This is a genomic window from Flavobacterium aquidurense, assembly GCF_001404985.1.
In the GTDB taxonomy this organism is placed as follows: Bacteria; Bacteroidota; Bacteroidia; order Flavobacteriales; family Flavobacteriaceae; genus Flavobacterium; species Flavobacterium aquidurense_B.
Genome location: NZ_JRLF01000015.1, coordinates 778501 through 804463, shown reverse-complemented (window position 1 = coordinate 804463; position 25963 = coordinate 778501). Strand labels below are relative to the sequence as shown.

Sequence of the window (25963 nt, the reverse complement as noted above, 5' to 3'; positions counted from 1 at the left end):
ATAAAGAAAAACAATGAAATCAAAAATCTTAATTCTGGCTGCTGTGGTATTGTTTGTAGTTTCTTGCGGAACTCAAAAGTCTGCTGCAGTTGCAACTACAGAAACACCTGCCGCTCCAATAACTGAAACTGCAAAAGCTGCACCATTAACACCTGAATTAGCCGAGGCTAAAAACTTGTATGAAAACAGTTGTGGAAGATGCCATAAATTATATGAGGCAAAGAAATTTACTCAGGAAGAGTGGAAACCAATTTTGACAAGAATGCAGAAAAAAGCAAAGTTAGACGATACTCAAATAGCGTCAATATCAAATTATATAAATTCTCAATTATAAAAGTTATAGTTGTAAATTCATAAAACTATTCAGTACTGGTTGTATTGGATAGTTTTTTTGTTTAAAATAGGGCATAAAAAAACACCTTCACGAATGAGGTGTTTGAAAAATTAAGAATTGTTTTCAGTCGCATGATTAACTGCAACTATTTTTAAAGTTTTTATTCCGGCAGGTAATTCCCAGTCTACTTCATCATTTTCTTTAAAGCCAATAATAGCAACACTTAAAGGTGCCAGAATTGAAATTTTACTTTGTTTTACGTCTGCAAAAGAAGGTAGAACGATTTGAATTTTCATTTGTTTTTTTGCTTTTACATCTTCAATAGTGACGTACGAGTTGATTTTTACAATCGAATTATCCAGTTCGCTTTCTTTGCTAATTATAGCGCGATCAAGTTCTTGAGAAAGCTGATTTGCCTCTTTAGCATTTGTTGAATTTTTACTTTTTAATATCAATTCTCTTAAAAACTGATAATCTGTTTTACAAAAAGTGGGTATTGGTTTCATAACTATATTTTGTTTTATTATTATTATTATTATTATTATTTGAATATTAGTGTTTTATGCTTCTTTTCAGGGCTTGTATATACATAAAAACCATTTCAGATTGCATGTGTACAATTGAAATTGATAGAAATGTATGTTTGATTTTTTTGATTTAGAAAACCAGAAAATTATTTGAGAGAGGATTTACTCTTTCAAATAAAATAGATAATTAAATGGTGGTAAAATCCTCCGCCTGAAAGAAGAAATTGAAATAGACGGAGGCCTAATTAATAAAGGCCTTACTATGTGAAATAAATACAGCAGTAAGCGGTCTTCTCGTTAGAGAAAACAGCAACATAAAAACTGTAAATATATTTATAGTGCTCAAAATGAGAATGATTAATTTGATCTGCAAAGATAGGTAAACTTTTTGAAATAGCTAATTTCTTTTATTTCCACTTAATATTGCAGCCAATACTTGGCTTTTGCGGTTCTTTTAAGCTTCTGTTATAGAGGAGCGCATCAATGGCACTGCGAAGATCGCTGCCACTTAGCGGAATTCCGTTTCCAGGTCTGGAATCGTCTAGCTGACCTCGGTAAAACAAACGGTTCTGATTGTCAAATAAGTAAAAATCCGGTGTGCAAGCAGCATCATACGCTTTGGCAACTTTCTGACTTTCGTCGAATAAATACGGAAAATCAATTTTATTCTCAAAAGCAAATTCTGTCATTAATTCCGGAGAATCCTGCGGAAATTTTTCAATATCATTACTTGAAATAGCAATTACGCCAATTCCCTGAACACGATAATCATTGGCAATCATTACAATTTCTCTAATAACATGAAGTACAAATGGGCAATGATTACAAATAAAAATAACTAACGTACCTTTTGATCCTTTTAAGTCTTCAAAAGAATATTGATTACTAGAATTAGTATCTTTTAATATAAAATCCGGAGCAATTGTTCCAAGAGGTAACATATTTGAAAGAGTTCGTGCCATTTTGAGAAATTATTTACCCAAAAATAACTTTAATATTCTGTAAAAGAAAATGCACCACTATAAAAAAAATATCCAAAGAAGTTTATTAAAGCTTCTTTGGATATTTTTTAAGATATAGTAATGATTTTATGAATTCAGGAAATTCAGTAAATCGGTATTCAATTTGTCTTTGTCTGTATAAAATAATCCATGTGGAGCTCCTTCATAAACAATATAAGTATTTTCTCGAATTGCTTCTGCGGCCTTTTTTGAGGTAAGATCAATAGGAACTATTTTATCATCATCACCGTGAATTATCAATGTTGGAACTTTTATAAAATCCAGTTCTTCTCTAAAATCAGTATACGAAAAAGATTCTGCACATTTTAATGTTGCACGAGGAGAAGCAAATGAACATAAAGTTCTGTAATATTCTAACAACGGAGTGCTCAGAGGTTTGTTGATGATATTAATACCGAAAAAAGTTTTTCCAAAATTATCTACAAATCCTATTCTATCTTCGTTGATTGCATTTGCTGTAGTTTCGCTTTTTTCCTTAGGATGACCATCAGGATTATCATTGGTTTTTAATAAAAAAGGAACAACAGAAGAAATCAGCGCTGCTTTTGTAACACCTTTTCCCCCATAACGGCTAAAATAGCGAACAACTTCACCACCACCCATAGAAAAGCCTACAAGAGTTGCATTTTCTAAATTTAACTGTTCGATAATTTCTTTTAAATCATCAGTTAAAGTATCATAATCATATCCGTCGTAAGGTTGAGAAGATTTACCAAATCCACGACGATCATACGCAATTACTCTGTAATTGTTCTGAACTAAAAAATCAATTTGATATTCCCACATTTCATTAGAAAGTGGCCAGCCATGAATTAAAATTACAGGTTTTCCTTTTCCATAATCCTTTACATATAATCTTACGTTCTTGGCAGTTTCGATGTATTTGTCTGTATTTAGTTCCTGAAGATCAAATTCAAAATCTCTTAGAGATTGGTCGGCATTAAGGAGAGTGTTTTCCATTTTATATTTTTTAGTATAGTTTAATAAGTTGTCAGGTAAAATTAGCAGTAGTACTAAAAAAAGGGTTATAGAATTAGTGGTAATAATTACAAAATTAATAGGTTTGTAAATCACTAGAAATTAGAACAAATGGATTTAACCTGGAACGAATTCGAAAGAACCGATATGCGTATTGGAACTATTATAGAAGTAAATGATTTTCCTGAAGCAAGAAAACCGGCTTATCAGCTCACAATTGATTTTGGTGCTGAAATTGGTATTCGTAAATCATCGGCACAAATTACCAAACGCTATCAAAAAGAAGATTTATTAAACCGTCAAATTGTTTCAGTAGTAAATTTTCCAAAAAAACAAATTGGTAAGTTTATGAGCGAATGTCTTGTTCTTGGTGCAGTAGGAGAGGAGGGAGACGTTATTTTATTGGCTCCGGATTTTAAAATAGAAAATGGATTGCGTATAGGGTGATTTAGTTTTCAGTCTCAGTTCAAAACTGAGACTGAGACTGAAAACTATTTTATTTTTTCAATTAACTGTTTTAATATCAATTGCCCTTCTTCCCAATATTGTAAGTCTGAATCTGAGTTGATGTGTCCTTGTTGACCAACATTTACAAAATCACTTCCCCATTGTTCCGCAAAATATTGTTTTCTTTCGAAAGAAGCATAAGGATCATTTTCGCTAGCCACAACTATAGACGGAAAAGGTAATTTATAAATAGGTATTGGCGAAAAGTTCCTAATGATGTCTGGTGTATGCTGAGGCGAATCTACATCTGCAGGAGCGACTAATAATGCTCCAACAACATTAGGATTTTTATTTTCTTTTGCCCAATGCAAAACTAGCGAAACGGCTAAACTATGCGCTACTAAAATAGTTGGTTTGTCTAGTTTTGCAACTTCTTCATTCAATCTTTGAAGCCATTCTTCGCGAACGGGCTCATCCCAATTGTCCTGAACAAGTCGAATTGAATTTTTGAATTTTTTATGCCAAAAGGTTTGCCAGTGTTTCTCACCTGAATCTCCAAGTCCGGGTAATATTAATATTTGTGTGTCCATTGCCGTGGATTTTAATTACTATTATTTGTTTTGTTTTTCTTTTATAATTCGGTTAACTTCATTTAAAAGCAAGGGAAATGCAGGTTCCGTCATATTGTGACCATAACCATCTAACTCGAAAATTTTGGTTTGTTTGTGCCCTGTCAGTTTCATCATACGTGCCATATAAGCGTTTTCTTCATATCTGCCGAGCATTTCTAATTCACGATCTCCTGTAATTAGTAAAAGTGGCGGAGCATCTGCACGAACATAATATAACGGTGCAAAAGTATCTATAGTTGGTTGTGTTTCCGGGATTCCGTTTTCTTTTCTAATTTCAAAATGCGTAATACACTGACCACTAAACGGAATAAGTCCTGCGATTTTATTAGCATCGATTCCTTCTTTTTGCAGCCATTTTTTATCTAAACCAATCATCAAACCTAAATATCCTCCTGCAGAGTGTCCTGAAACAAAAATTTGCGAAGTATCACCGCCATAATTAGCAATATTATTAAATGCCCAGGCCACAGCTGCAGCTGCATCTTCAATAGCTTTTGCAGCTTTTACTTTTGGCGATAATCTGTAATTAACGCCAATAATGGCAAAACCTTTATTTTTCAATGCTTCCGGAATTTCTTTGTTTCCTCCCGTTAATCCTCCTCCGTGAAACCAGACTATTGTTGCGAAATTTTTAGTATTTTTTGGATAGTAAATATCAAGAACACAACGTTCGTTGATATAATTATCGGATTTGTTGATTGTTGTGTTGTAATATTGAATATTAGACTTTGTTTCGTACTCTTTTTGTTGAGCAAAAGAAGAAACTCCAATAAAAAAACAAAGTAATACTATTATTTTCTTCATAACATAAATTTTATTCTATTTTAAAATCACCTTCCAGACCGTTTTCTGCATGCGAAGCAATCCAAACTTTAAAATCACCCTGTTCAGTTTTAAGTTCCATTTTATCATTATAATAAGCAAGCTCCGAAACCGGAATTGAGAATTGTACGGTTTTGGATTCCTGAGGTTTTAATTCAATTTGTACAAAATCTTTCAGTTCTCTAATTGGTCTCACTATGCTTCCTGTAATATCACGAATATATAGTTGTACGGTTTCTGTTCCGGTAGTATTCCCGGTATTAGTAATAATTGCTGATACGTTTAATTTTTCAGTATTATTATTTTTAAGAATTGCTTTTTCGATTTTTAAATTTTCATAGGAGAAAGTCGTATAACTCAATCCAAATCCAAAAGGAAATTGAGGCTCATAACCTGCATCAAGATAATGAGAATTATTCCCTAATGAACTTTGCCAGGCTTCGACAGGAATATCCTGAATTGCTACAAAAGTTTTTGGATCTGCCGGTCGTCCGGTATTTGGGTGATTGTAATAAATAGGAATCTGACCCACTTCTTTTGGCCACGTTACAGGTAATTTTCCTGACGGATTTATGACTCCCAAAAGCAAATCAGAAATTGCAGGACCAGCCATTGTTCCTGGATGCCATGCCATAATTAAGGCGTTTACTTTTGGTAAAACAGTTCCTAAAGTTATAGGTCTTCCGGCCATCAATACTAATACAATTGGTTTTCCGGTTTTTTGTAATTCCGCTATTAATTTTTCCTGTAAACCCGGTAAATTAATATTTGCTCTGGAATGTGCTTCTCCGGAAAGAATGGCTTCTTCTCCGGCGAAAAATAAAATTATATCTGATTTTTTTGCTTCTGTGATGGCTGCTTCAAAACCTTCATCAGATAAAGATCTGCTATGCGAAAGCCCGGCAGAATAAAATACATTATTTGACCCAAAACTATTTTGTAATGCTTTTAGCGGTGTTTTAGAATCTTCTTTATTTCCGTCAAAAATCCAGGTTCCTAATTGTTCTCGTGATGCATCTGCCAATGGACCAATTACAGCTATTTTTTGATTGGATTTTAAAGGTAAAATCTGATTTTCATTTTTTAATAAAACGCAGCTTTTACTGGCCGCAATTCTGGCGATATGTAAAGCATCAGTACTCAATAATGAAAATTTTTCACGGTCTTTAAAGTATGGATTTTCAAAAATTCCGGCTCTGAATTTTATTCGAAGAATATTTCGAACCATTTCATCCAATTGCTTTTCAGAAATTTTCTTTTCAGCAATCAGGTTTTTTAAATGATGTGCATACGATAAACTGGTCATTTCCATGTCAAGACCTGCTGCTGCAGATTTTAGTGCAGCATCTTTTTCGTCAGCAGCATAACCGTGCGGAATCATTTCTGTAACAGAATTCCAGTCGCTTACCACAAAACCATCATATTTCCATTCTTCGCGTAGTATTTTTTTTAGCAAAAAACGATTCCCGGAAGCAGGAACTCCATTAAGGTCATTAAAGGAACTCATAAAAGTAGCTGCTCCAGATTTTGCTGCAGCTTCAAAAGGTTTTAAATATACATTTCGCAGTAAAGATTCAGACATGCTGACGGTGTTGTAATCCCGTCCGCCTTCTGCAGCACCATAAGCAGCAAAATGTTTGGCACAAGCCAAAATTTGTCCCGGAACGGCTGGATTATTTCCCTGAAAACCTTTAATATAAGCTACTCCCAATCGTGATGCGAGTAAAGGATCTTCGCCTGGAGATTCTGCGATTCTTCCCCAGCGGGCATCTCTGGCAATATCGACCATTGGCGCATAAGTCCAATTAATACATCTTGAATAGGATTCATTAGCAGCAATTTTGGATGTTTTTTCGACTAAATCCATATTCCAAGAAGCAGCTAATCCTAACGGAATCGGGAAAATAGTTTTATAACCATGAATAACATCTCTTCCAAATAATAAAGGAATATGATTAGGACTTTCTTCTAAGGCAATTTTTTGTATTTCAAGAACTAAATTGGGATCTGTAAGGTTTAAAATGGCACCAACTAAACCTTTTCGAACATCATTTTTAAGTTCATCAGATAAGCCTTTACTGCGGCTTGAAGTTCCTTTAAGACATGCCTGACCAATTTTTTGTTCCAGGGTCATGTTTTTTATGATCTTATCAATTTTCTTTTCAACATTTGAATCCGCTTTTTGACTGTACGATATTGATATTATAAAGAGAAAAAATAATAAACAATAATGTGGTTTTGTGGTTAGTGTCATCAAGGTTAGCTTTTTTAATTTAAATATATAAAAAAAGTCCAAAATGCAGGACATATTGGACTCGTACTTTTAAAAAGTTATTTTTTGACTAAATATCGTCAAAATCAATATCAGTAAAACTGGTTCTTTGTGTTTCAGGCTTATCAGAACCATATTCTTTTTTAAAATCTTTTTGATGTCTTTCTGAAATTACTTCTTCGCCTTTGTGGTTCAAGACATACGAAGTCATTTCTTCTAATATTTCGGCAAAAGCACTAAAATCTTCTTTGTACAAGTAAATTTTGTGTTTTTTAAAATGAAAAGAACCATCTTCTTCAGTAAATTTTTTACTTTCGGTAATAGTGATATAGTAATCATCAGCTTTAGTAGCTCTCACATCAAAGAAATAAGTTCTTCTTCCTGCTCGTAATACTTTAGAAAAAATCTCTTCTTTTTCTAACATGTCATTTTCTCTCATAATACGTTCTATCATTTTTGGAATTAATAGTACTCAAAAATCATAAAAAATTATCTATTACGCAACATTTAAAGTAATTCTTTTTCTGAAAGTTGTTTTAAATATAATGACGAATAATATCCCTCCTGATTTATTAATTGATTATGAGAGCCTTGTTGGATGATCCTGCCGTCTTCTAAAATGATTATTTTGTCGGCATTTTTTGCTGATGATACCCTGTGACTGACTATTATTGTAGTTTTATCTTTACAGATTTCAAATAAATTGTTCAAAATTGTTTCTTCTGTTTCTGTATCAACTGCAGATAAACAATCGTCAAAAAGTAAAATTGCCGGATTCTTTATTATTGCACGTGCAATAGATACACGCTGCTTTTGTCCGCCTGAAAGTGTAATACCTCTCTCGCCTAAAATCGTGTCGTATTGTTTGTTAAAAGCAATGATGTTATCATGAACAACAGCATTTTTTGCAGCTTCGATTACTTCTTCATCGGTAGCATTTTGATTGCCAAACTTGATGTTGTTTTTTATAGTGTCAGAGAATAAAAAAGCATCCTGAGGAACAATTCCGATGTTGTTTCGCAAATCATTCAAATTTAATGTGCTAATTTCATTCTGATCAATTGTAATTCTTCCGTCGGTAACATCATATAAACGGGAAATTAAGGATAAGATAGTTGATTTTCCAGAGCCGGTTTTTCCTAAAATAGCTAATGTTTCCCCTTTTTTTACTGTAAAAGTTACATTTTTTAAGGCTTCAATATTAGTGTCCTGATACGTATAACTCACATTTTCGAAAGCAATTGATCCTTGAATATCTGATGAATTTTCATTTTCGTTTTTAATTTCAGGTTCGATTTTTAAAAATTCATTCAAACGTTTTTGAGAAGCTTCTGCTTCCTGAACCATAGATGAAACCCAACCTAAAGAAGCAACAGGCCATGTCAACATATTTACATATAAAATGAACTCTGCAATTGTACCAATATTAGGAATTGTTCCGTTGATGTACATGACACCTCCAAAATAAATTACCACCAAATTACTGATTCCGATTAAGGCAATCATCAAAGGACCAAATAAAGATTGAACTTTAGCTAAGTCTAAGCTCTTCTTTTTGCTTTCATCGGCAAGAGCTACCATATTATTCTGATGTTGGTTTTCTAATGAATATGCTTTAATAACGCGTATTCCGGAAAATATTTCCTGCGAAAAGCTTGAAACCTTAGATAAATATTGCTGAAAAGTGGTGCTTCGTTTGTTGATTTCTGAACTTAGTTTAAAAATACAATACGAAAGAATTGGTAAAGGTAAAATAGTATATAAGGTCAATAATGGCGAAACATTATACATATATATAATAACAATGGCAAAACGTATAAAAGTATTAATGGTATACATTACCGCCGGGCCAACATACATACGAACTTTAGAAACATCTTCACTAATACGATTCATTAAATCTCCCGTACGGTTTTGTTTGTAGAAATTTTGTGAAAGATTCTCGTATTGCTTAAAAACTTCATTTTTTAAATCAAATTCAATATGACGGGACATTACGATCAAAGTCTGGCGCATAAGAAAAGTCAGGAAACCCGCGACAATTGTAGTGGCTATGATTAGCAGTACGTTATGAATTAAACCATCACGATAACTATCAATAATTACTTGTGATGTCTGATCTGTTTTGGGCAGTTTATCAAACTTCTCAATTGCGTTTAAAGACTTGCTAATTAGCTTTGGAGTAAATAAAGAGAATATTTGTGCGATTATGGTGATTAAAATTCCTAAAGAGAAACTATATTTATATTTGATGAAATATTTGTTTAAATAGCTTAATTCTTTCATTTTTTTAAGAGATTCAATGATGAAATGTTTTGATTTTATAAATTATTGTGAATTAAAATTAGCGGAATATATAATTTAATCAAAACAAAACGATTGTTAAATTGTTATTTTAAGGATAAAAAATTAGCACATGTATATTATTTGTATAAATTTGAGAAGTCTTTTTAACAAATTCATAATTTTAACAAATAAATTAGTAGCGCTATGGATGCAACTTTCGCAACTGGAAAAGAACTTCAAAAAATGGATCCTGTTTTTGGTCAGTTATCTTTTGACGATCACGAACAAATTGTTTTTTGCAATGACAAAGATACGGGTTTAAAAGCAATTATTGGTATTCATAATTCAGTTATGGGACCAGCTTTAGGAGGAACCAGAATGTGGAACTATAATACCGAATGGGAAGCATTAAACGATGTTTTGCGTCTTTCAAGAGGTATGACATATAAATCTGCCATTACCGGATTAAACATCGGTGGAGGTAAAGCAGTAATTATTGGTGATGCTAAAACGCAAAAAACACCTGAATTAATGCGCAAGTTTGGTGAATTTGTTCACTCATTGGGTGGTAGATATATTACAGCTGAAGATGTTGGGATGGAAACTAAAGATATGGACACCGTAAGAGATGTAACTCCTTATGTTACGGGTATCTCTGAAGAAAGAGGTGGTTCAGGAAATCCTTCTCCAATAACTGCTTATGGTGTTTATTTAGGAATGAAAGCTGCTGCTAAAAGTCAGTTTGGTACTGATGTTTTAGATGGTAAAAAAGTTTTGGTTCAGGGAATTGGTCACGTTGGTGAGGCTTTAGTAGAATATTTGACTAAAGAAGGAGCAATCGTAACAATTAGTGATATCAACGAAGAAAAATTATACGAAGTAGCTCAAAAATACAACGCAACAATATTTACAGGAGAAGATTTATATGCTGCTGATGTTGACATTTATGCACCATGTGCAATGGGAGCAACTATTAATAACGATACTGTAAATAAAATAAAAGCTAAGGTTATTGCTGGTGCTGCCAACAATCAATTAGCTGATGAAAATATTCATGGGGCAAGATTACAGGAAAGAGGTATTTTATATGCACCTGATTTCTTGATCAACGCTGGTGGTATTATCAATGTTTATGCAGAATTAGAGCATTATGGTAAAGCTGAAATCATGACTAAAACAGAAAATATCTATAATACTACTTTAGAGATTATCGATTATGCTGTAAAAAACGGAATGACAACTCATAAAGCTGCCCTTACAATTGCTCAAAATCGTATTGATTTAAGAAAAATTGAAAACGCTGCTAAGAAGTAATTTTTAGTTTATAGTTTACAGTCTCAGTCCCAGTTTTCAGTTTTGAAAATTGAGACTGGGACTTTTTTTATGCGTTACGATTGAAAACTGCGACTGAAAACTGCGACTTTTTTTATATAATTTCTAAATCAATGAATACTGGGACTGTAAAGTGTGACTAAATCAAGATTTTTTCATGTTTTAATTTTAAAATATGGCTCAAAAGTTATACTTTTGCAGACTAATTTTTAAATGTTCTTACAAGGTGGTAAATAGAAGACACATACGCGTTAAAGTAATGCAGTCCATTTATGCAATGCATCAAAGCGGTTCTGATAATCTGGAAAAAGAAGAAAAGTTTCTTTTCTATAGTATCGATAATATTCAGGACTTATATCTTATAATGCTTTCTTCATTAATTGAAATTTGCAAAAAAGAATCTGTTTTTTTGCATCTGTCAAGCAAAAAACATCTTGCAACTGCTGCAGAACGTAATCCGAATGAAAAATTTATCAATAACAAAATTTTTCAACTCCTTGCTGAAAGTAATTCCCTTAGCATTGCTTTAGAAAATCGTAAAATCAACAACTGGTCACTTAATGACGATTATATTATCTTACTTTTAAATGATATAAAATCAAGTGAATTGTATGCAAAATACATGAGTACTTCTACCAATACTTTTGAGGAAGACAGACAATTTGTAATTGATTTATTTGCTGATGTAATTGTTCCTAACGAAAAATTATATGAATATTTAGAGGATGATAAATTAACTTGGGTTGATGATATTCCGGTTGTAAATACTCATATTGTTAAGCAATTAAAAGCAATTAAAACTCAGGATTCTGATGATTTTAGAGTGCCAAAATTGTATAAAGATGTTGAGGATAAGGATTTTGCTAAAGATTTGTTCAGAAGAACAGTTTTAAATGAATCTATTTTGGCAAAGGAATATGATGACAAAACGCCAAATTGGGATAGCGAAAGGATTGCTGAAATTGATACCATTATCTTGAAAATGGCAATTTGTGAATTTTTAAAATTCCCCTCAATTCCAGTAAAAGTAACTCTTAACGAATATTTAGAAATTGCTAAAGAGTATTCTACGCCAAAAAGTAGTATTTTTATCAACGGAATTTTAGATAATCTTGTAAAAGAACTTACCGCTAATAAAAAGATGATTAAAGTAGGTAGAGGTTTGATGTAAAATTTGAAAAACATAAATATTAATAACAAAAAATAAAAACTGAATACTATGCAAGATTTAATGAAATTTGCTCCTTATTTACTAATGTTTGTAGTACTGTATTTCTTCATGATCAGACCGCAACAAAAAAGAGCAAAAAACGAAAAAGAATTTGAAAGCAGCCTGAAAGTAGGTGATAAGATAATAACTAAAAGTGGTTTTCACGGTAAAATTGTTGAGCTTGCAGAAACAAGTGCTGTTATCGAAACAATGTCTGGAAAATTAAAAATTGAGCGTTCAGCTATTTCTATGGAAATGAGTGCTGCTTTAGCTAAAAAGGCATAATTTTTTTAAAATTACAATATTTAAAATCCCAAATTCCAAAACTGGAGTTTGGGATTTTTTTTGTTTAGCACATTTTATGTGTTTGCGAGGAATGAATCAATCTCAATTAGTATTTCTACAAAGTATGTCATCCCGAGGAACGAGGGATCTTTACAAGAAATTCTGCAATCAAAATCGCCAATCTTTGACGAGCTATTTGCGGAGATCCCTCGTTCCTCGGGATTACAAGATTGTGGGTGCTTTTGTGTAATAAAAAAACCTTTGTCAAAGTTTTAACTTTGACAAAGGTCTCTATTGTGATTTGATACTTCTCCCGAAGCTTCGGGACGCTCAGTATAGCATGTATAATTTAAATTTTCTATCTGTATTTATCATTCAGTCCCAGGTTATTTAAAATCATTGGGATCACTTTCTCAATTCTTGAAAGCTTGGTTTTCTCCTGTTTGGCACTTTCAATATATTCCAGAAACTCATATTGTTTATAAGGACTGAATTTTTGAAAAGCTTCAGCTAAAGCAGGATTCTGATCCATTTCTTTTTGAAGAAGTTCAGAAACAATGGCTTCTTTTTTTGCAGGTTTTATAATTTTTCCCTGTCTTTCATTTTCGATAGCTTCAAGAATATATTCTAAAACTTCTTTTTCGTTTACTTCTTCTTTTGAAGTAAATCGCCATTGTCGCATGGCTTTTGTTTTGTCTTCCTGAGCATTGATTAGCCTCTTTTTTTCATCTTTTAGAAAAACCCCGTTAAGAAACCAAATGGCAAAATAATTTTTAAAACCTCCAATTCCAATAACATTTCTCTTGTTGTAAACATAAATAGGTGCGCCCCATTTTATGGTTTCAACAAGTTCAGTTTTGTCAATAATTGATTTCAGGAAAAGAAGCTCTTCTTCCCAGTTATTGACTTTGTCCCAAACGTGTTTTTTATCAGAACTGGATTCTTGCATTTTATCTTTTTCTTTTAGACTTTTCCGGTGCGTCAAATATACCTGGAATGGCTGTCAATTCAGCAATTTTCACAATAACATCAGTTGCTTTTTGAATGCTTTCTGCAGGAACATATTCGTATTTTCCGTGAAAGTTGTGACCACCAGCAAAGATATTCGGACAAGGTAACCCCATAAAGGATAATTGAGATCCATCAGTTCCGCCACGAATAGGCTTTATGATTGGTTTGATGTTTAATTCTCTCATTGCTTTTTCGGCAATATCAACAATATGTTTTACCGGAAGTACTTTTTCTTTCATATTATAATACTGATCTTTTACAACAGCATTTACAATATCTTCACCAAATTGTTTAGCGAATTTTTTATTAATTTTTTTGGCAATTTTACCAATAAGATCTTTTCTTTTTTCGAATTTGATTTTGTTGTGATCGCGAATAATCAATTCTAAAACTGTTTCTTCAATACTTCCTGTTAAGTGGTGAACGTGGAAAAAACCTTCGTAACCTTTAGTTTCCTGAGGAGTTTCTCCTTTTGGAAGTTCGTTGATAAAATCATTCGCTATCAACATCGAATTGATCATTTTTCCTTTTGCATAACCAGGGTGAACGCTTTTTCCTTTAAAAGTAATTTTAGCTCCGGCGGCATTAAAATTTTCATATTCTAATTCACCAATCTGACTTCCGTCCATTGTGTAAGCCCATTGAGCGCCAAATTTCTCTACATCAAAATGATGTGCGCCACGACCAATTTCTTCGTCAGGGGTAAAACCAATTCTGATTTTTCCGTGTTTAATTTCAGGATGCTGAATTAAATATTCCATTGCTGAAACAATCTCTGTAATTCCGGCTTTATCATCGGCACCCAACAAAGTAGTTCCGTCAGTTGTTATAATTGTTTGCCCTTTATACTGTAGTAAATCCTTAAAATAGTTTGGAGATAAAACGATGTTTTTCTCAGCATTTAGGATAATGTCTTTTCCGTCGTAATTCTCAATAATCTGCGGCTTTACATTTGCTCCGCTAAAATCTGGTGATGTATCAAAATGCGATACAAAACCTATTGTTGGTACCTCATGATCTACATTGCTTGGCAAAGTTGCCATTATATAAGCTTTATCATCGATAGTAACGTCATCTAACCCAATTGCTTTTAGTTCTTCGACTAATTTATTGGCAAGATTCCATTGTTTCTCTGTACTTGGAGTTGTTTGTGAATTTGGGTCTGATTCGGTATCAATAGTTACATAACTGATAAAACGATCTATAATATGTTGCATTTGTTTATTTTTTAGCAAATATAAACAATTATTTAGGTGATTGATAAGTAAAAATTACTGAAGTCATAAAAGGACAATTTAAAAAAAAGTAAAAAATTTTGCCAAGAATTTCGCAAATTAGCACGAATTGATTTAAATATAAGATCCAATTTTACGAATCATAATTCATAAAATTGGATTTTTATATTGAGGCATGCGTAGCATTTTTGTATGAGTGAAAATTAGTGAAATTGCTTCGCCTGTTCCCTTCAGTCGGGTCGTGGCAAATTTTCTTTGAAAAATTACTGTACACATCTAAAACCAATATGATTTGCCGGTGATTTATAATCACCTTTTCCTCTTGTGCCTACCATATAACGTGTACAATATTGATCTGTACATAAAAAGGATCCGCCACGTTGTACTTTTTTAGGTAAATTTGGTTCTCCTGGATCATATGATGATTCAGGGCCCTGAGGATTTTTGGCTACTTTTCCGCTTTGTTTTAAAATATCATAATAATCTGCAGTATACCAATCATTTGTCCATTCCCATACATTTCCTCCAATATCATACAAACCATAAGGATTTGGTTCAAATTGAGCAGTTGGTGCAATACCAATATAACCATCTTCTCCGGTATCTCCTTTTTCTATAGGAAAGTGTCCCTGATATATATTAGCCTGAAATTTGCCTTTTGGTTTTAAGGTGTTTCCCCAGGCATATAGTTGTCCTGATTTTCCGCCACGTGCTGCAAATTCCCATTCAGCTTCTGTTGGTAATCGTTTTCCTGCCCATTTTGCATAAGCAGCCGCATCATCATATGAAACCTGAACTACAGGATATTTCTCTCTTCCTTTTATAGAACTTCCGGCTCCTTCCGGATGTCTCCAGTCTGCACCATGAACATAAGTCCACCATTGCATATAGTTATTTAGATCTACCTTTGCGGGAGTAGGAGTAAAAACAGCTGATCCTGCAATTAAATTTTCTAACGGAGCATCAGGATATTCTTCATGACTTGGTTTTATTTCGGCTAACGTTATATAACCTGTAGCTTTTACAAAAGCTTCAAATTGTTCGTTTGTAACTTCAGTTTTATCCATATAAAAACCATCTACATATACCTGATGTATAGGTGCGGCATCTTTTGTAACTCCTTTAATACTGCATAAACTTTCATCTTCAACATTGCTTCCCATTGAGAATTCACCACCGGGAATCCACACCATACCTTTGGGTGTTTTATTAGCAGAAGGACGATTTTTATTTTCTATTGTAGGTTTAAATAGAGAGGAGTCAGCTGGATTTGGACTTTCAGCACAATCTAATGCAGCTAACTTTTGTTTGGGAACAATAAAAGTGCTGTAACCATATGCAATTGAAATAATGGAGATCGTAAGAATTGCTAATATCCAATAGGTTTTATTTTTCATTATAATTATTTTAATGTGGTAAATGGCAGGTTAATTAGTATAAAAATTATAGAAATAAATTTTCTGATAAAATTTTATAAAGTTAAAAAAATAACCTTATCAATCTCTATTTATTTGATAAGGTTAATATAGTTTTATTTGTCTTCTTCGACCAATACAACTTCGTATTTGGATTTTCCATCTACTTGTACAGGTTGATAATAGGTTTCTCCAAATTTTACATACTTGACATCACCTATGGTAACTTCTTCACCTCCTTCAGGCAAATTATCGACTAAAGTTCCTGCTGTTGGCGGCACAACTTTATACGAACTCCCATCTTTTTCGTAGTAAGTTCCTCCATAATAATAGTTGTTGACAGTTCCGGTATTGACGGTTTCTGCTCCACTTGGTATATTATTAACTGTTCCTCCAACGGGCGCAGGCACGGCTGTATATCCACCATTTGATGGCGCATACCAAACTCCCTGATCATAATGATATTGAGTACTTTCTACGCTAACTACAATTGCTGTAACGGCCAAAGTTGCTACAAAAAATCCCCATGGATGCCAAACTGGCCCATAATAAAATGGATGATAAGGATGGAAATAATAAGGGTGAAAAGTATTGTATCGATAACCTCCATATCTGTAAGGCGGACGATTGTAAATCACGACATTGTTTCGTCTTACAACAGTATTTCTATTATTGTTGATGTTAATATCTCTGCTTCTGTCAATATTTACATTATTTCTGTTTCTATTAACTGTATTGCCGCTGATATTAGTATTTCTGTTTCCGGTTTTATTTCTATTGACCGTATTTGAGTTTCGATTATTTGTTCTATCCCCAATTTTAGAGTTTGATCCTGATGATGGTCTTGTAATTTTATTTGTTCCGGTACCACCAGATCCTGGTTTGGTTGTAGTTGCAGGTCGTTTTATAGTCGACGCATTAGATGCGGGTCTGGTATGGGTTGCAGGTCTTGCCTGAGCCGGTCTGGATTGAGCCGGTCTTGCCATATTTCCGCCTCTGTGTGCTCCGCCGCCATGACGTTGCGCTATACTATCTATTGAAATCAAAAAAAATGATCCCATCAAACATACTAGTGCTAATTTTCTAAGAATTTTTTTTATACTTTTCATTTTCAGTATTTTAAGATGATTAAAATTATGAAAAAAATAGGAATAATCGCGAAAAATAAAAATCATTTTAGTTTATAATTGTCTGAAGTATTATAATTAAATTTGCAACCGAAAAAACACACACAACAACACTCTTATGTATAAATTGATAATTCGTCCGATACTTTTTTGGTTTGATCCAGAAGAAGTGCATTATTTTACTTTTTCATTTGTTAAATTCATTTCAAAAATTCCCGGAGTTTCATCAATTATAAGATCAATTTACGAAGTAAAAGATGCTCGTTTAGAGCGAGAAGTCTTTGGAATTAAATTTAAAAATCCAGTAGGACTTGCAGCGGGATTTGATAAAGATGCTAAATTATATAAAGAACTTTCTGATTTTGGTTTTGGATTCATAGAAATAGGAACCGTAACACCGGTTGGACAAGAAGGAAATCCTAAGAAACGCTTGTTTAGATTAAAAGATGATCAGGCCATTATTAACCGAATGGGGTTTAATAACGGCGGAGTTCTGGAAGCTGTAGAACGTTTGAAAAAGAATTCAGGAGTTTTGATTGGAGGAAACATCGGTAAAAATAAAATAACACCAAACGAAAATGCTGTAGATGATTACATTATTTGTTTTGATGCCTTATTTGACCATGTTGATTATTTTGTGGTGAATGTAAGTTCTCCAAATACGCCAAATCTGAGAGCTTTACAGGATAAAGAACCTTTAACAGCTTTATTGCAAACGTTACAAAACAGAAATGTAGAAAAGCAAAAAACGAGCACTCAAAAAATAAAACCAATTTTATTAAAAATTGCGCCGGATCTTACAGACGAGCAATTATTAGATATTATAGATATTGTAAAAACAACCCAAATTGCGGGTGTAATTGCTACAAATACTACCATTTCAAGAGAAGGGTTACAATCTTCAAACCAATCTGAAATGGGTGGATTGTCAGGAAAACCATTAACAAAACGTTCTACGGAAGTGATTCGTTTTCTTTCTGAAAAAAGCAATAAAGCATTTCCTATTATTGGAGTAGGAGGAATACATTCTGCAGATGATGCTATCGAAAAGTTAAATGCCGGAGCAAGTCTGGTACAGTTATATACTGGTTTTATTTACGAAGGACCAGCTTTGATAAAAGCAATTAATAAAAAAGTTTTAAAGCAATTGCAAAAGTAGTGCCTGCACAATTAATGCAGTAACAATTGCAGTCCCAAAACTAATTAATGTACCTATTAAAACGTATTCGGTAAGTTTTCTGTCTTTGGCTTCTTTTAAATCTCCGAATCTAAAAATAGATTTAGCGGCGAGTAAAAATCCAATTGCTTCAAAATGTCCTGTTAGGATAAAGCAAAATACAAACAAGCGTTCCAGTATACCAATATAATTTCCTGCGGTAGCAAGTGAATTATCATTGTGACTATTTTGACTCTCCGGACTCCAGATAGAAATAATTGTTTTGATAAAAATAGAAGTGGGTTTTGTAATAAATAAAACACCGGTAATTAAAATCCAAAACTGATTGTTGAACCAATTAAAGTTGATAGTTTCATCTTTATAAAGCAGTACAACTGCAATTAAAATTAAAACATGCGCAATTTGGTCCATAATAAACCAGGTACGTCTTGTTTTTGGTTTCTGAAAATTTAATTTAATCAAATCGATTATGCCATGTGTTACGGCAATTAAAAAAGCATAAGGTATAAATTGAATTTCTCCCACTAAAATTGCAGCCAGAAGACCGTGCAAAAGAATATGAAGATATAAATAAATACTTTTATGTTTTTTTGCTTCTTTATGTATTACCCACGAGTTGGGTTGCCATATAAAATCTCCCAATAAATGTGCTAAAAGCAGTTTTATAAATAAAATCATGACGTCGTAAGTTGTTTTATTTGTTTTCTGAAATAACGATCTAATTGCAGTATCAAATCAAACTGCGCCCTTTTTTGTCTACGGCTTACGGCCGCCTGATTAATGCCTAATTTGTGCCCTAATTCTTCCTGCGATAATGTTGGGTTTTGTATTGCTGCCACTACAAATTCTGCTGGCTGTGCAAGCCAGCTGTCCATAAAAGTTAAAGCCAGCTGTATCATTAAATTGATTTTTTCATCAATATCTGTATCATCGGTTCGAATGGCTAAAGTTACTTTTTGTTTTTTTAAAGTTCCAAAAAGTTCGCCGGAATGTATAAAAGCAGTACCGTTACTTTCTGATATTTTCTCTGCATTGTGTGTTTTACTTCCAAAACCAATACTCATTCTCGCATCTAATTTTATAGCTTTTAGATGGGCTTTTATCAAAATAGCAGACCATAAAGCGTCTTCCGGATTCTTAATCTCGATCTGGAATTCATCTCCCCTGTAAACTTCCCACTGGCTTGGCATTTCTCCAAACAGAGATAAGATCTTTTTTAGATCTTCTACCCAATGTTTTGAGATTTGCTGTCTTGAACCAATAATATCACCTGTAATTACGCTTGTCATAATTCAAATATAATTAAAAATAAATAAATTTAATAGTACAAATATATACAATATTACAATTTAGTGTAATATAATACAATATTACGGATATCCGTAATATATTTTGTTATTACGATTTAATGTAATAGTAGAATTAATGAAAATTATAGTTTTTATTTCTTTAAAAAAGAAGCTAACTTAGCCTTCACTAAAGAATAAGCTTTGAATAAAGAAATCAAGATTATCGAATGTCCTCGTGATGCTATGCAAGGTATCAAAACTTTTATTCCTACTAAAAACAAGGTTTCTTATATACAGGCTTTGCTTCGAGTGGGTTTTGATACGATTGACTTTGGAAGTTTTGTATCTCCAAAAGCAATTCCGCAAATGCAGGATACGGCTGAGGTTCTGGCACAACTTGATTTATCGCAAACCACAAGCAAATTATTGGCTATCATTGCCAATACTCAAGGCGCAACATTAGCAGCAGAACATGAACCTATTCAATATTTGGGATTTCCTTTTTCTATATCTGAGAATTTTCAAATGCGAAATACCCATAAAACCATAGCTGAATCTTTAATAACGCTGGAAGAAATTCTGGAAATCGCAGATAAAAAAAATAAAGAAGTCGTAACCTATCTTTCTATGGGATTCGGGAATCCGTACGGAGATCCCTGGAATGTCGAGATTGTTGGCGAATGGACAGAAAAACTGGCCGGAATGGGGGTAAAAATCTTATCACTTTCAGATACCGTTGGCAGTTCTACACCAGAAGTGATTACGTATCTCTATTCAAATTTAATTCCGAAATACCCTCAAATAGAGTTTGGCGCGCATTTGCACACAACTCCAAACAGTTGGTTCGAAAAAATAGATGCCGCTTCTAAAGCAGGTTGTACTCGTTTTGATGGTGCTATTCAAGGTTTTGGAGGATGTCCAATGGCAACAGATAAGCTAACAGGAAATATGCCTACAGAAAAATTAATTTCTTATTTTACATCCCATAAAAAAGCAACCGGACTAAACTCTTTAAGTTTTGAAAGTGCTTATAACGAAGCTTCAAAGTTATTCGGCAAATTTCATTAAGAAAATTACTATATTTACTATCAGGCAGATAATAAGTAATGAGATAATAACGTTTGTTATTGTTTAATACAGATTAAGCTATGAAAGTAAACTTTATATATAGAATTTTTAAGATACTTTTTTTATCAGTCTTATTTTTTTCATGCTCAAGTGATTTAGATTTTGACCAGACTAAAGACCTGAAATTAGAACCTGTATTTGTAACTAATTTGGCTTATTTTAATGTTCCTGCTACTCAACTCGCTAATAGTGGTGGAGGACAAGTACTATTTGACGAACAGTTTTTTGATGCTTTTAAAGAAAAATTTTTCAGAGATAATCTGATTAAAGCAGAACTTGATTTTGAAATAGAAAACACGATTATTAGAGATTTTACGGTTGAGATATTGCTTCTGGATGCAAATGGCCAGATTTTAGAAACAGATTCCTATTCGGTTCCAGCCTATTCAGGCAACTCAAATGTTATAAAATATCCTACTGAAGTATTTGAAAATCAAAGATTAGAGCTTTTAAAAAAGACAGCGAAACTAGCTTTTTTTGTTAGAATGGCACCTGGACCAGCATTAGATCAAAATAGTACAGGAAGTTTGAAATTACGCTCAGGCGCAACCGCTTATATGGAAATAGAATGAGAAAAGCATATCTAATCTTAATGATCACTTTTCAACTTTCCTGCTTTGCTCAAAACAAAGAAGTGCTTTATAATTTTACCCCTATTCCGCAATCGTCACTACTAAATCCTGGGGCCGATGTTTCCTATAAATTCTATTTCGGAATTCCGGTTTTGTCCGGAGTTTCAGCCAATTTCGGTTCCAGTAGTTTTTCGGCTTATGATTTATTTGCTAATAACGGAATCAATTTTAATGATAAAGTCCGCAATGTTATTAATAATTCTTCGAGTAAAGATAAAGCACAAGTCAATCAACAACTCGAATTATTCTCTGGCGGCTTTAGAGTAGGAGGAGAGGATAGTCAATCTTATATTTCGTTTGGTTTTTATCAGGAATTCGATTTTTTAATGTATGTTCCAAAAGATCCTGCAATATTGGCATTAGACGGAAATAGAAATTATATAGGCAAATCATTCAATCTGGGAGATTTAAATGTCAGAGCAGAAGTTTTGTCCGTTTTTCATGTGGGTTTTCATAAAAAACTTAATGAGAAATTGGTTTTAGGTGGTCGTGCAAAATTGTATTCAAGTGGTGCAAATGCAACATCGGTTAAAAATTCCGGATATATTTATACGGGTCAAAGCGCGGGAACGCCAAATATTTATGACCAAATAATATCTTCTAATTTAGAACTTAAAACTTCCGGAATTGCCAGTTTTACAAAAGATGAATACGAAGGAAGTATCCCAAAAGATATAGCACATAATACTTTCTTTAACGGGAGTTTGGGGCTTGGTCTTGATGCCGGACTTACTTATTATTTCAAGGAAAATCTACAGTTTACAGCAAGTATTGTCGATCTTGGTTTTATAAGACATACCAAAGATATCGAAACAATAAGGTACAAAGGAACTTATAATTATCAGGGCGTAAATCCTAGTTTTGATCCAACAAATGAGCCTGAAAATATTTTTGATGAATTTGAAAAAGCCATACCAAGAGATACACTTTATAATAAATATACCACTTGGCGGCCAACAAAATTCTATTCTTCACTTCAATATTCATTTGGTGAAGCACGCTATGATGGAGATTGCAATTGTAAAGGAAAAATCAATAGGAAATATGTTAATGCAATTGGTGGTCAGTTGTTTATGATGTCGATGCCAGTTGAACCATTTGTTGCTTTGACTGCTTTTTATAAACGAAGTATCTTCGAAAAATTAGATATTAAAGCTACTTATACATTCGATTCATATTCGAATAAAAATATAGGTTTAGGAATTTCAGGAACACTCGGAAAACTCAATATGTACCTTCTCGTCGATAATGTTCTCGAATATAAAGATGTTTCAAAAGCCAATAGTATAGCGTTTCAATTCGGCTTTAATTTTGTTTTTAAAGATTCTGAAGATTAGCTTTATCGCTTATATGGTTTAATAATATAATAAGAAGCTATTCCTGCTGTTCACTACAAGCACTCAGGCAAAACAACTTTTTTTCAATGCCTTAAAAGAGCTTCCGCCGGTCGCTTTTTAAGTCCTGAAAAAAATGTTATTTCGCTTTTCGTGGCTTTCCATTTCCATCAGGGCTAATGCAGTTATATTTATGAGACTTTTCCTGTAAAGTTAAATTTATGAATAAGTTAGTAATCAAGTTTCCAATTTATTCACTATATTTGCACGCAATTCAACTAGAAATTGCAACATGATAGCACACAACTCCAAGATTATCGGCGAAGGTTTAACTTACGACGATGTATTATTAGTACCTAACTACTCTAATGTGCTTCCTCGCGAAGTGAGTATCAAATCAAAATTTTCACGAAATATAACACTAAACGTTCCAATAGTATCAGCTGCTATGGATACCGTTACTGAAAGTTCTATGGCAATTGCTATGGCACAAGAAGGCGGAATAGGTGTTTTACATAAAAACATGACGATCGAGCAACAAGCTGCGAAAGTTAGAAGAGTAAAACGTGCTGAGTCAGGAATGATTATCGATCCGGTAACTTTACCAATGAATTCTACAATTGCAGATGCAAAAAATGCCATGAAAGAATTCGGAATTGGCGGAATACCAATCGTTGACGAAAACAAAATCCTTAAAGGAATCGTTACTAACCGTGATTTACGTTTCGAAAAAAACGGAGCAAGACCAATCGCCGAAGTAATGACAAGTACTAACTTAGTTACTGTTGCCGAAGGAACTTCATTAGAACAAGCCGAAGTAGTTTTACAAGGACATAAAATCGAAAAATTACCAGTTGTAAACGCTAACTACGAATTAGTTGGTTTAATTACTTTCAGAGATATTACAAAATTAACTCAAAAACCAATCGCCAACAAAGACGTTTTCGGACGTTTAAGAGTTGCTGCTGCCATTGGTGTTACCGGTGATGCAGTTCAAAGAGCAGAAGCATTAGTAGCTGCCGGAGTAGATGCTATTATCATCGATACCGCTCACGGACATACGGAAGGTGTTGTAAATACCTTAAAAGAAATAAAATCCAAATTCCCAAATATTGATGTAATTGTAGGTAACATTGCGACTCCTGAAGCTGCCAAATATTTAGTAGCAAACGGAGCTGATGGTGTAAAAGTAGGAATTGGACCTGGTTCTATCTGTACAACCCGTATCGTTGCAGGTGTTGGTTTTCCACAATTCTCAGCAGTACTTGAAGTAGCTGCGGCTATCAAAGGAACTGGAGTTCCGGTAATTGCAGATGGTGGAATTCGTTATACAGGAGATATCCCTAAAGCAATCGCTGCAGGTGCTGATTGTGTAATGTTAGGATCTTTATTAGCAGGAACAAAAGAATCTCCGGGAGAAACAATTATTTTTGAAGGAAGAAAATTCAAATCATACCGCGGAATGGGTTCTGTTGAAGCGATGCAAACCGGTTCTAAAGACCGTTATTTTCAGGATGTTGAAGATGATGTTAAAAAATTAGTTCCGGAAGGAATCGTTGGTCGTGTTCCTTATAAAGGAGAATTAAACGAAAGTATGCTTCAATTTGTTGGAGGTCTTCGCGCCGGAATGGGATACTGTGGTTCAAAAGATATTCCGACTTTACAAGAAAACGGACGTTTTGTTAGAATCACCTCAAGCGGAATTACTGAAAGTCATCCGCATAACGTAACTATTACAAAAGAAGCTCCAAATTATTCAAGATAATCCAATATGAATTTACAGTTCAAGTTAAAAGACATTCTTGAAGTTGATTTGTATTATGGTTTTTATGATATTTTTGTTTTGGGTGGTTTTGATGTTCAGGTAAATGATGATTTTTTTATCGAAATTCTGGATTTAAAAACCAATGAAGCAATACTTTTAAGAGAAAAAAGCTTAAAAGTAAGGGATTATAAAAATGGAAAAAGAGCAGTGAAATTTTTTAGTTTTCAGGTCACTGATAAATCAAAATATAGAATTTCAGTTCATAATTATGAAGATCTGACTGTGTTTTATTCCATGATTGGTGCTAATCCTTTTAGTATTTTTAATTTATTAAAAAAACTATACGGAGTAAAACGGAAGCAAATTCAATTAGATGAAGTTGAAATACTGATTAGTTGAAAATGATATCAATAATAAAACAAAAGGCATAAGATTTAGTTTCTTATGCCTTTTTTAATTTTATAAAATTTAGATTTTTATAGTATATTCATTTGTTACTTTGTAATCTTTATTTTTAATGACAATCTTGTATTTGCCTTTGTTTAGTATTAAATGACCTTTATTTTTATTATCTAAAATTTCGATAACATCCGCAGGTATTCCATCTTTTTCAAATTCATTAATTCGGTAAGCGATAACTAAAGCTGGAAACTCCGTTATTTTAGAATTTGAAATATTGTAAATCTTTCTTTTTCCTGATAAAGTCATCCAATCCGGTCTTCCATTATCATATTTAGTAATGGGATGTATTATTGAACAGTCAATTCTTTTAGGATTATCTATCGCACCATTAAATGTTTTATCATTAGAATCTACTAGAATTGCAGGATAATTTAAATTTAACATTTCTATATAAGGCTGATTCAATTTGCTGTTGCCTCTTTCAGAATATTGAATTTGATCAATTGTAAACGGATTTATTCCTGTAAATTTAGTTAATCTGCCTGCCATAGCTTTTTCCCAGGATTTTATTCCCGGTATTCCCTCAATAATATGGTCATATCCACAATGAATTAAAAATTTACCATCAGGATTTTTTTCTATCCATTTAGTAATATTTTGAGCTTGTTTAATTTCTCTTTCTTTTCCCGTAATGTTAGAGTTTGAAAAGTCCTCATAACCAAATACGGTAAAACCAATTTTGATAGCCTCATCAATCAAATTACCAAATTGAGGTTCCTGAGTATAAAATCCGCTTTCTAAAACGGGAAATTTTCTTGTATTTATCAAGGAATCATTTAGAGCTTCAATGCCTAAAAAACGAAAACCGTTATTATATAGTCCTTGAAGTATTGAAGTGGTAAATATCCTATGTCTGGCATTATTATGGGCTTCGTTAATCATAATAACTTTTTCAGTTTTGGATCTGCTAACAATATAATCTACTGCATTTTCAGGATGAAAATTTTTAAAGTATAAACTATCTTCCTTTGTTATTGCCGGTATTCTGGCACCATTTTTATCCCATGTTTCAAGTGCTTTTTTATAGTACCCGCTAATAGAATAAGCAGTTGCTCCAGTTTGATATTTCCATTTTACAGTATCTTTTTCGATTTTGTGCTCTATATCCTGAGAAAACTGATAGATTTCTTTTTTAGTTTGAGAATACAATTTTGCTGTAAAAAAGAAAAGTATGAAGACTAATAGAAGTAATGGTTTCATTATTTTTATAGGAAAAGTTATGGAATTAAAAATATAAAAAA

At 33.0% G+C, this 25963-nt stretch carries 26 protein-coding genes; 11 read left to right on the top strand and 15 right to left on the bottom strand.

The window, feature by feature from the left end; all coding sequences use genetic code 11:
• Nucleotides 1-13 precede the first annotated feature (13 nt).
• On the top strand, nucleotides 14-334 hold the full coding sequence (locus RC62_RS21995; RefSeq protein WP_055098487.1) for a cytochrome c: 321 nt from the start codon (nucleotides 14-16) through the stop codon (nucleotides 332-334).
• Nucleotides 335-444: 110 nt separating this feature from the next.
• Here the strand turns inward: RC62_RS21995 and RC62_RS21990 are convergent, their stop codons facing one another.
• From RC62_RS21990 to RC62_RS21980, 3 genes are all read right to left on the bottom strand, one after another.
• Complete coding sequence (locus tag RC62_RS21990) at nucleotides 445-840, bottom strand: GreA/GreB family elongation factor (protein WP_055098486.1); 396 nt, start codon at nucleotides 838-840, stop codon at nucleotides 445-447.
• 428 nt (nucleotides 841-1268) lie between these two features.
• Nucleotides 1269-1823 (bottom strand): thioredoxin family protein, encoded by a 555-nt coding sequence (locus RC62_RS21985; RefSeq protein WP_055098485.1) that lies wholly within the window; start codon nucleotides 1821-1823, stop codon nucleotides 1269-1271.
• A gap of 126 nt (nucleotides 1824-1949) precedes the next feature.
• Nucleotides 1950-2843, bottom strand: a complete 894-nt coding sequence (locus RC62_RS21980) for an alpha/beta fold hydrolase (RefSeq protein WP_082421347.1) — start codon at nucleotides 2841-2843, stop codon at nucleotides 1950-1952.
• A gap of 129 nt (nucleotides 2844-2972) precedes the next feature.
• Between RC62_RS21980 and RC62_RS21975 the strand changes: the two genes are divergently transcribed.
• Complete coding sequence (locus tag RC62_RS21975; protein WP_055098484.1) at nucleotides 2973-3308, top strand: tRNA-binding protein; 336 nt, start codon at nucleotides 2973-2975, stop codon at nucleotides 3306-3308.
• A 44-nt stretch (nucleotides 3309-3352) separates the two neighbouring features.
• Here the strand turns inward: RC62_RS21975 and RC62_RS21970 are convergent, their stop codons facing one another.
• The 5 genes from RC62_RS21970 to RC62_RS21950 form a co-directional block, all read right to left on the bottom strand.
• Nucleotides 3353-3898, bottom strand: a complete 546-nt coding sequence (locus RC62_RS21970; protein ID WP_055098483.1) for an RBBP9/YdeN family alpha/beta hydrolase — start codon at nucleotides 3896-3898, stop codon at nucleotides 3353-3355.
• A 21-nt stretch (nucleotides 3899-3919) separates the two neighbouring features.
• Nucleotides 3920-4744 (bottom strand): alpha/beta hydrolase, encoded by an 825-nt coding sequence (locus RC62_RS21965; protein ID WP_055098482.1) that lies wholly within the window; start codon nucleotides 4742-4744, stop codon nucleotides 3920-3922.
• A 10-nt stretch (nucleotides 4745-4754) separates the two neighbouring features.
• Entirely contained in the window at nucleotides 4755-7016 is a 2262-nt protein-coding gene (locus tag RC62_RS21960) for a glycoside hydrolase family 3 N-terminal domain-containing protein (RefSeq protein ID WP_055098481.1), read from the bottom strand.
• A gap of 88 nt (nucleotides 7017-7104) precedes the next feature.
• Nucleotides 7105-7473: a PUR family DNA/RNA-binding protein gene (locus tag RC62_RS21955; protein WP_055098480.1), complete on the bottom strand. Its 369-nt coding sequence runs from the start codon at nucleotides 7471-7473 to the stop codon at nucleotides 7105-7107.
• 68 nt (nucleotides 7474-7541) lie between these two features.
• Nucleotides 7542-9320: an ABC transporter ATP-binding protein gene (locus RC62_RS21950; protein WP_055098479.1), complete on the bottom strand. Its 1779-nt coding sequence runs from the start codon at nucleotides 9318-9320 to the stop codon at nucleotides 7542-7544.
• A gap of 204 nt (nucleotides 9321-9524) precedes the next feature.
• Between RC62_RS21950 and RC62_RS21945 the strand changes: the two genes are divergently transcribed.
• The 3 genes from RC62_RS21945 (at nucleotide 9525) to yajC (ending at nucleotide 12147) form a co-directional block, all read left to right on the top strand.
• Complete coding sequence (locus RC62_RS21945) at nucleotides 9525-10634, top strand: Glu/Leu/Phe/Val family dehydrogenase (RefSeq protein ID WP_055098478.1); 1110 nt, start codon at nucleotides 9525-9527, stop codon at nucleotides 10632-10634.
• Nucleotides 10635-10911: 277 nt separating this feature from the next.
• Nucleotides 10912-11823, top strand: coding sequence for a transcription antitermination factor NusB (gene nusB, locus RC62_RS21940; RefSeq protein WP_055098618.1), 912 nt, complete (start codon nucleotides 10912-10914; stop codon nucleotides 11821-11823).
• A gap of 48 nt (nucleotides 11824-11871) precedes the next feature.
• Nucleotides 11872-12147, top strand: coding sequence for a preprotein translocase subunit YajC (yajC, locus tag RC62_RS21935; RefSeq protein ID WP_055098477.1), 276 nt, complete (start codon nucleotides 11872-11874; stop codon nucleotides 12145-12147).
• Nucleotides 12148-12505: 358 nt separating this feature from the next.
• Here the strand turns inward: yajC and RC62_RS21930 are convergent, their stop codons facing one another.
• From RC62_RS21930 to RC62_RS21915, 4 genes are all read right to left on the bottom strand, one after another.
• Nucleotides 12506-13096 carry a YdeI/OmpD-associated family protein gene (locus RC62_RS21930; protein WP_055098475.1) on the bottom strand — a complete coding sequence of 197 codons (591 nt, stop codon included), beginning with the start codon at nucleotides 13094-13096 and terminating at the stop codon, nucleotides 12506-12508.
• A gap of 1 nt (nucleotide 13097) precedes the next feature.
• The gene (gene pepT, locus RC62_RS21925) at nucleotides 13098-14375 is read right to left on the bottom strand and encodes a peptidase T (RefSeq protein WP_055098474.1); all 1278 of its coding nucleotides are present in this window, start codon (nucleotides 14373-14375) and stop codon (nucleotides 13098-13100) included.
• Between the two features lie 281 nt (nucleotides 14376-14656).
• Nucleotides 14657-15790 (bottom strand): formylglycine-generating enzyme family protein, encoded by a 1134-nt coding sequence (locus tag RC62_RS21920; RefSeq protein WP_055098472.1) that lies wholly within the window; start codon nucleotides 15788-15790, stop codon nucleotides 14657-14659.
• A 134-nt stretch (nucleotides 15791-15924) separates the two neighbouring features.
• Nucleotides 15925-16917, bottom strand: a complete 993-nt coding sequence (locus tag RC62_RS21915) for a DUF6515 family protein (protein WP_055098471.1) — start codon at nucleotides 16915-16917, stop codon at nucleotides 15925-15927.
• A 136-nt stretch (nucleotides 16918-17053) separates the two neighbouring features.
• Between RC62_RS21915 and RC62_RS21910 the strand changes: the two genes are divergently transcribed.
• Nucleotides 17054-18094 carry a quinone-dependent dihydroorotate dehydrogenase gene (locus RC62_RS21910; RefSeq protein WP_055098470.1) on the top strand — a complete coding sequence of 347 codons (1041 nt, stop codon included), beginning with the start codon at nucleotides 17054-17056 and terminating at the stop codon, nucleotides 18092-18094.
• On the opposite strand, the gene RC62_RS21905 is transcribed toward RC62_RS21910, so the two are convergent.
• Entirely contained in the window at nucleotides 18074-18790 is a 717-nt protein-coding gene (locus RC62_RS21905; protein ID WP_055098469.1) for a DUF3307 domain-containing protein, read from the bottom strand. The genes RC62_RS21910 and RC62_RS21905 overlap by 21 nt on opposite strands.
• The gene (locus RC62_RS21900; RefSeq protein ID WP_055098468.1) at nucleotides 18787-19401 is read right to left on the bottom strand and encodes a SatD family protein; all 615 of its coding nucleotides are present in this window, start codon (nucleotides 19399-19401) and stop codon (nucleotides 18787-18789) included. The genes RC62_RS21905 and RC62_RS21900 overlap by 4 nt, the downstream gene beginning before the upstream one ends.
• A 201-nt stretch (nucleotides 19402-19602) precedes the next feature.
• On the opposite strand from RC62_RS21900, the gene RC62_RS21895 reads away from it, so the two are divergent.
• The 5 genes from RC62_RS21895 to RC62_RS21875 all read left to right on the top strand — a co-directional run bounded on the left by RC62_RS21895 (nucleotide 19603) and on the right by RC62_RS21875 (nucleotide 24659).
• Nucleotides 19603-20469 (top strand): hydroxymethylglutaryl-CoA lyase, encoded by an 867-nt coding sequence (locus RC62_RS21895; RefSeq protein ID WP_082421345.1) that lies wholly within the window; start codon nucleotides 19603-19605, stop codon nucleotides 20467-20469.
• Nucleotides 20470-20549: 80 nt separating this feature from the next.
• Nucleotides 20550-21101, top strand: coding sequence for a hypothetical protein (locus RC62_RS21890; protein WP_055098467.1), 552 nt, complete (start codon nucleotides 20550-20552; stop codon nucleotides 21099-21101).
• Nucleotides 21098-22498, top strand: a complete 1401-nt coding sequence (locus RC62_RS21885) for a DUF5723 family protein (RefSeq protein WP_055098466.1) — start codon at nucleotides 21098-21100, stop codon at nucleotides 22496-22498. The genes RC62_RS21890 and RC62_RS21885 overlap by 4 nt, the downstream gene beginning before the upstream one ends.
• 289 nt (nucleotides 22499-22787) lie before the next feature.
• Nucleotides 22788-24260, top strand: coding sequence for an IMP dehydrogenase (gene guaB / locus RC62_RS21880; protein ID WP_055098465.1), 1473 nt, complete (start codon nucleotides 22788-22790; stop codon nucleotides 24258-24260).
• A 6-nt stretch (nucleotides 24261-24266) separates the two neighbouring features.
• On the top strand, nucleotides 24267-24659 hold the full coding sequence (locus RC62_RS21875; RefSeq protein WP_055098464.1) for a hypothetical protein: 393 nt from the start codon (nucleotides 24267-24269) through the stop codon (nucleotides 24657-24659).
• 69 nt (nucleotides 24660-24728) lie between these two features.
• Here the strand turns inward: RC62_RS21875 and RC62_RS21870 are convergent, their stop codons facing one another.
• Nucleotides 24729-25922, bottom strand: a complete 1194-nt coding sequence (locus RC62_RS21870; RefSeq protein ID WP_055098463.1) for a hypothetical protein — start codon at nucleotides 25920-25922, stop codon at nucleotides 24729-24731.
• Between the last annotated feature and the right edge of the window lie 41 nt (nucleotides 25923-25963).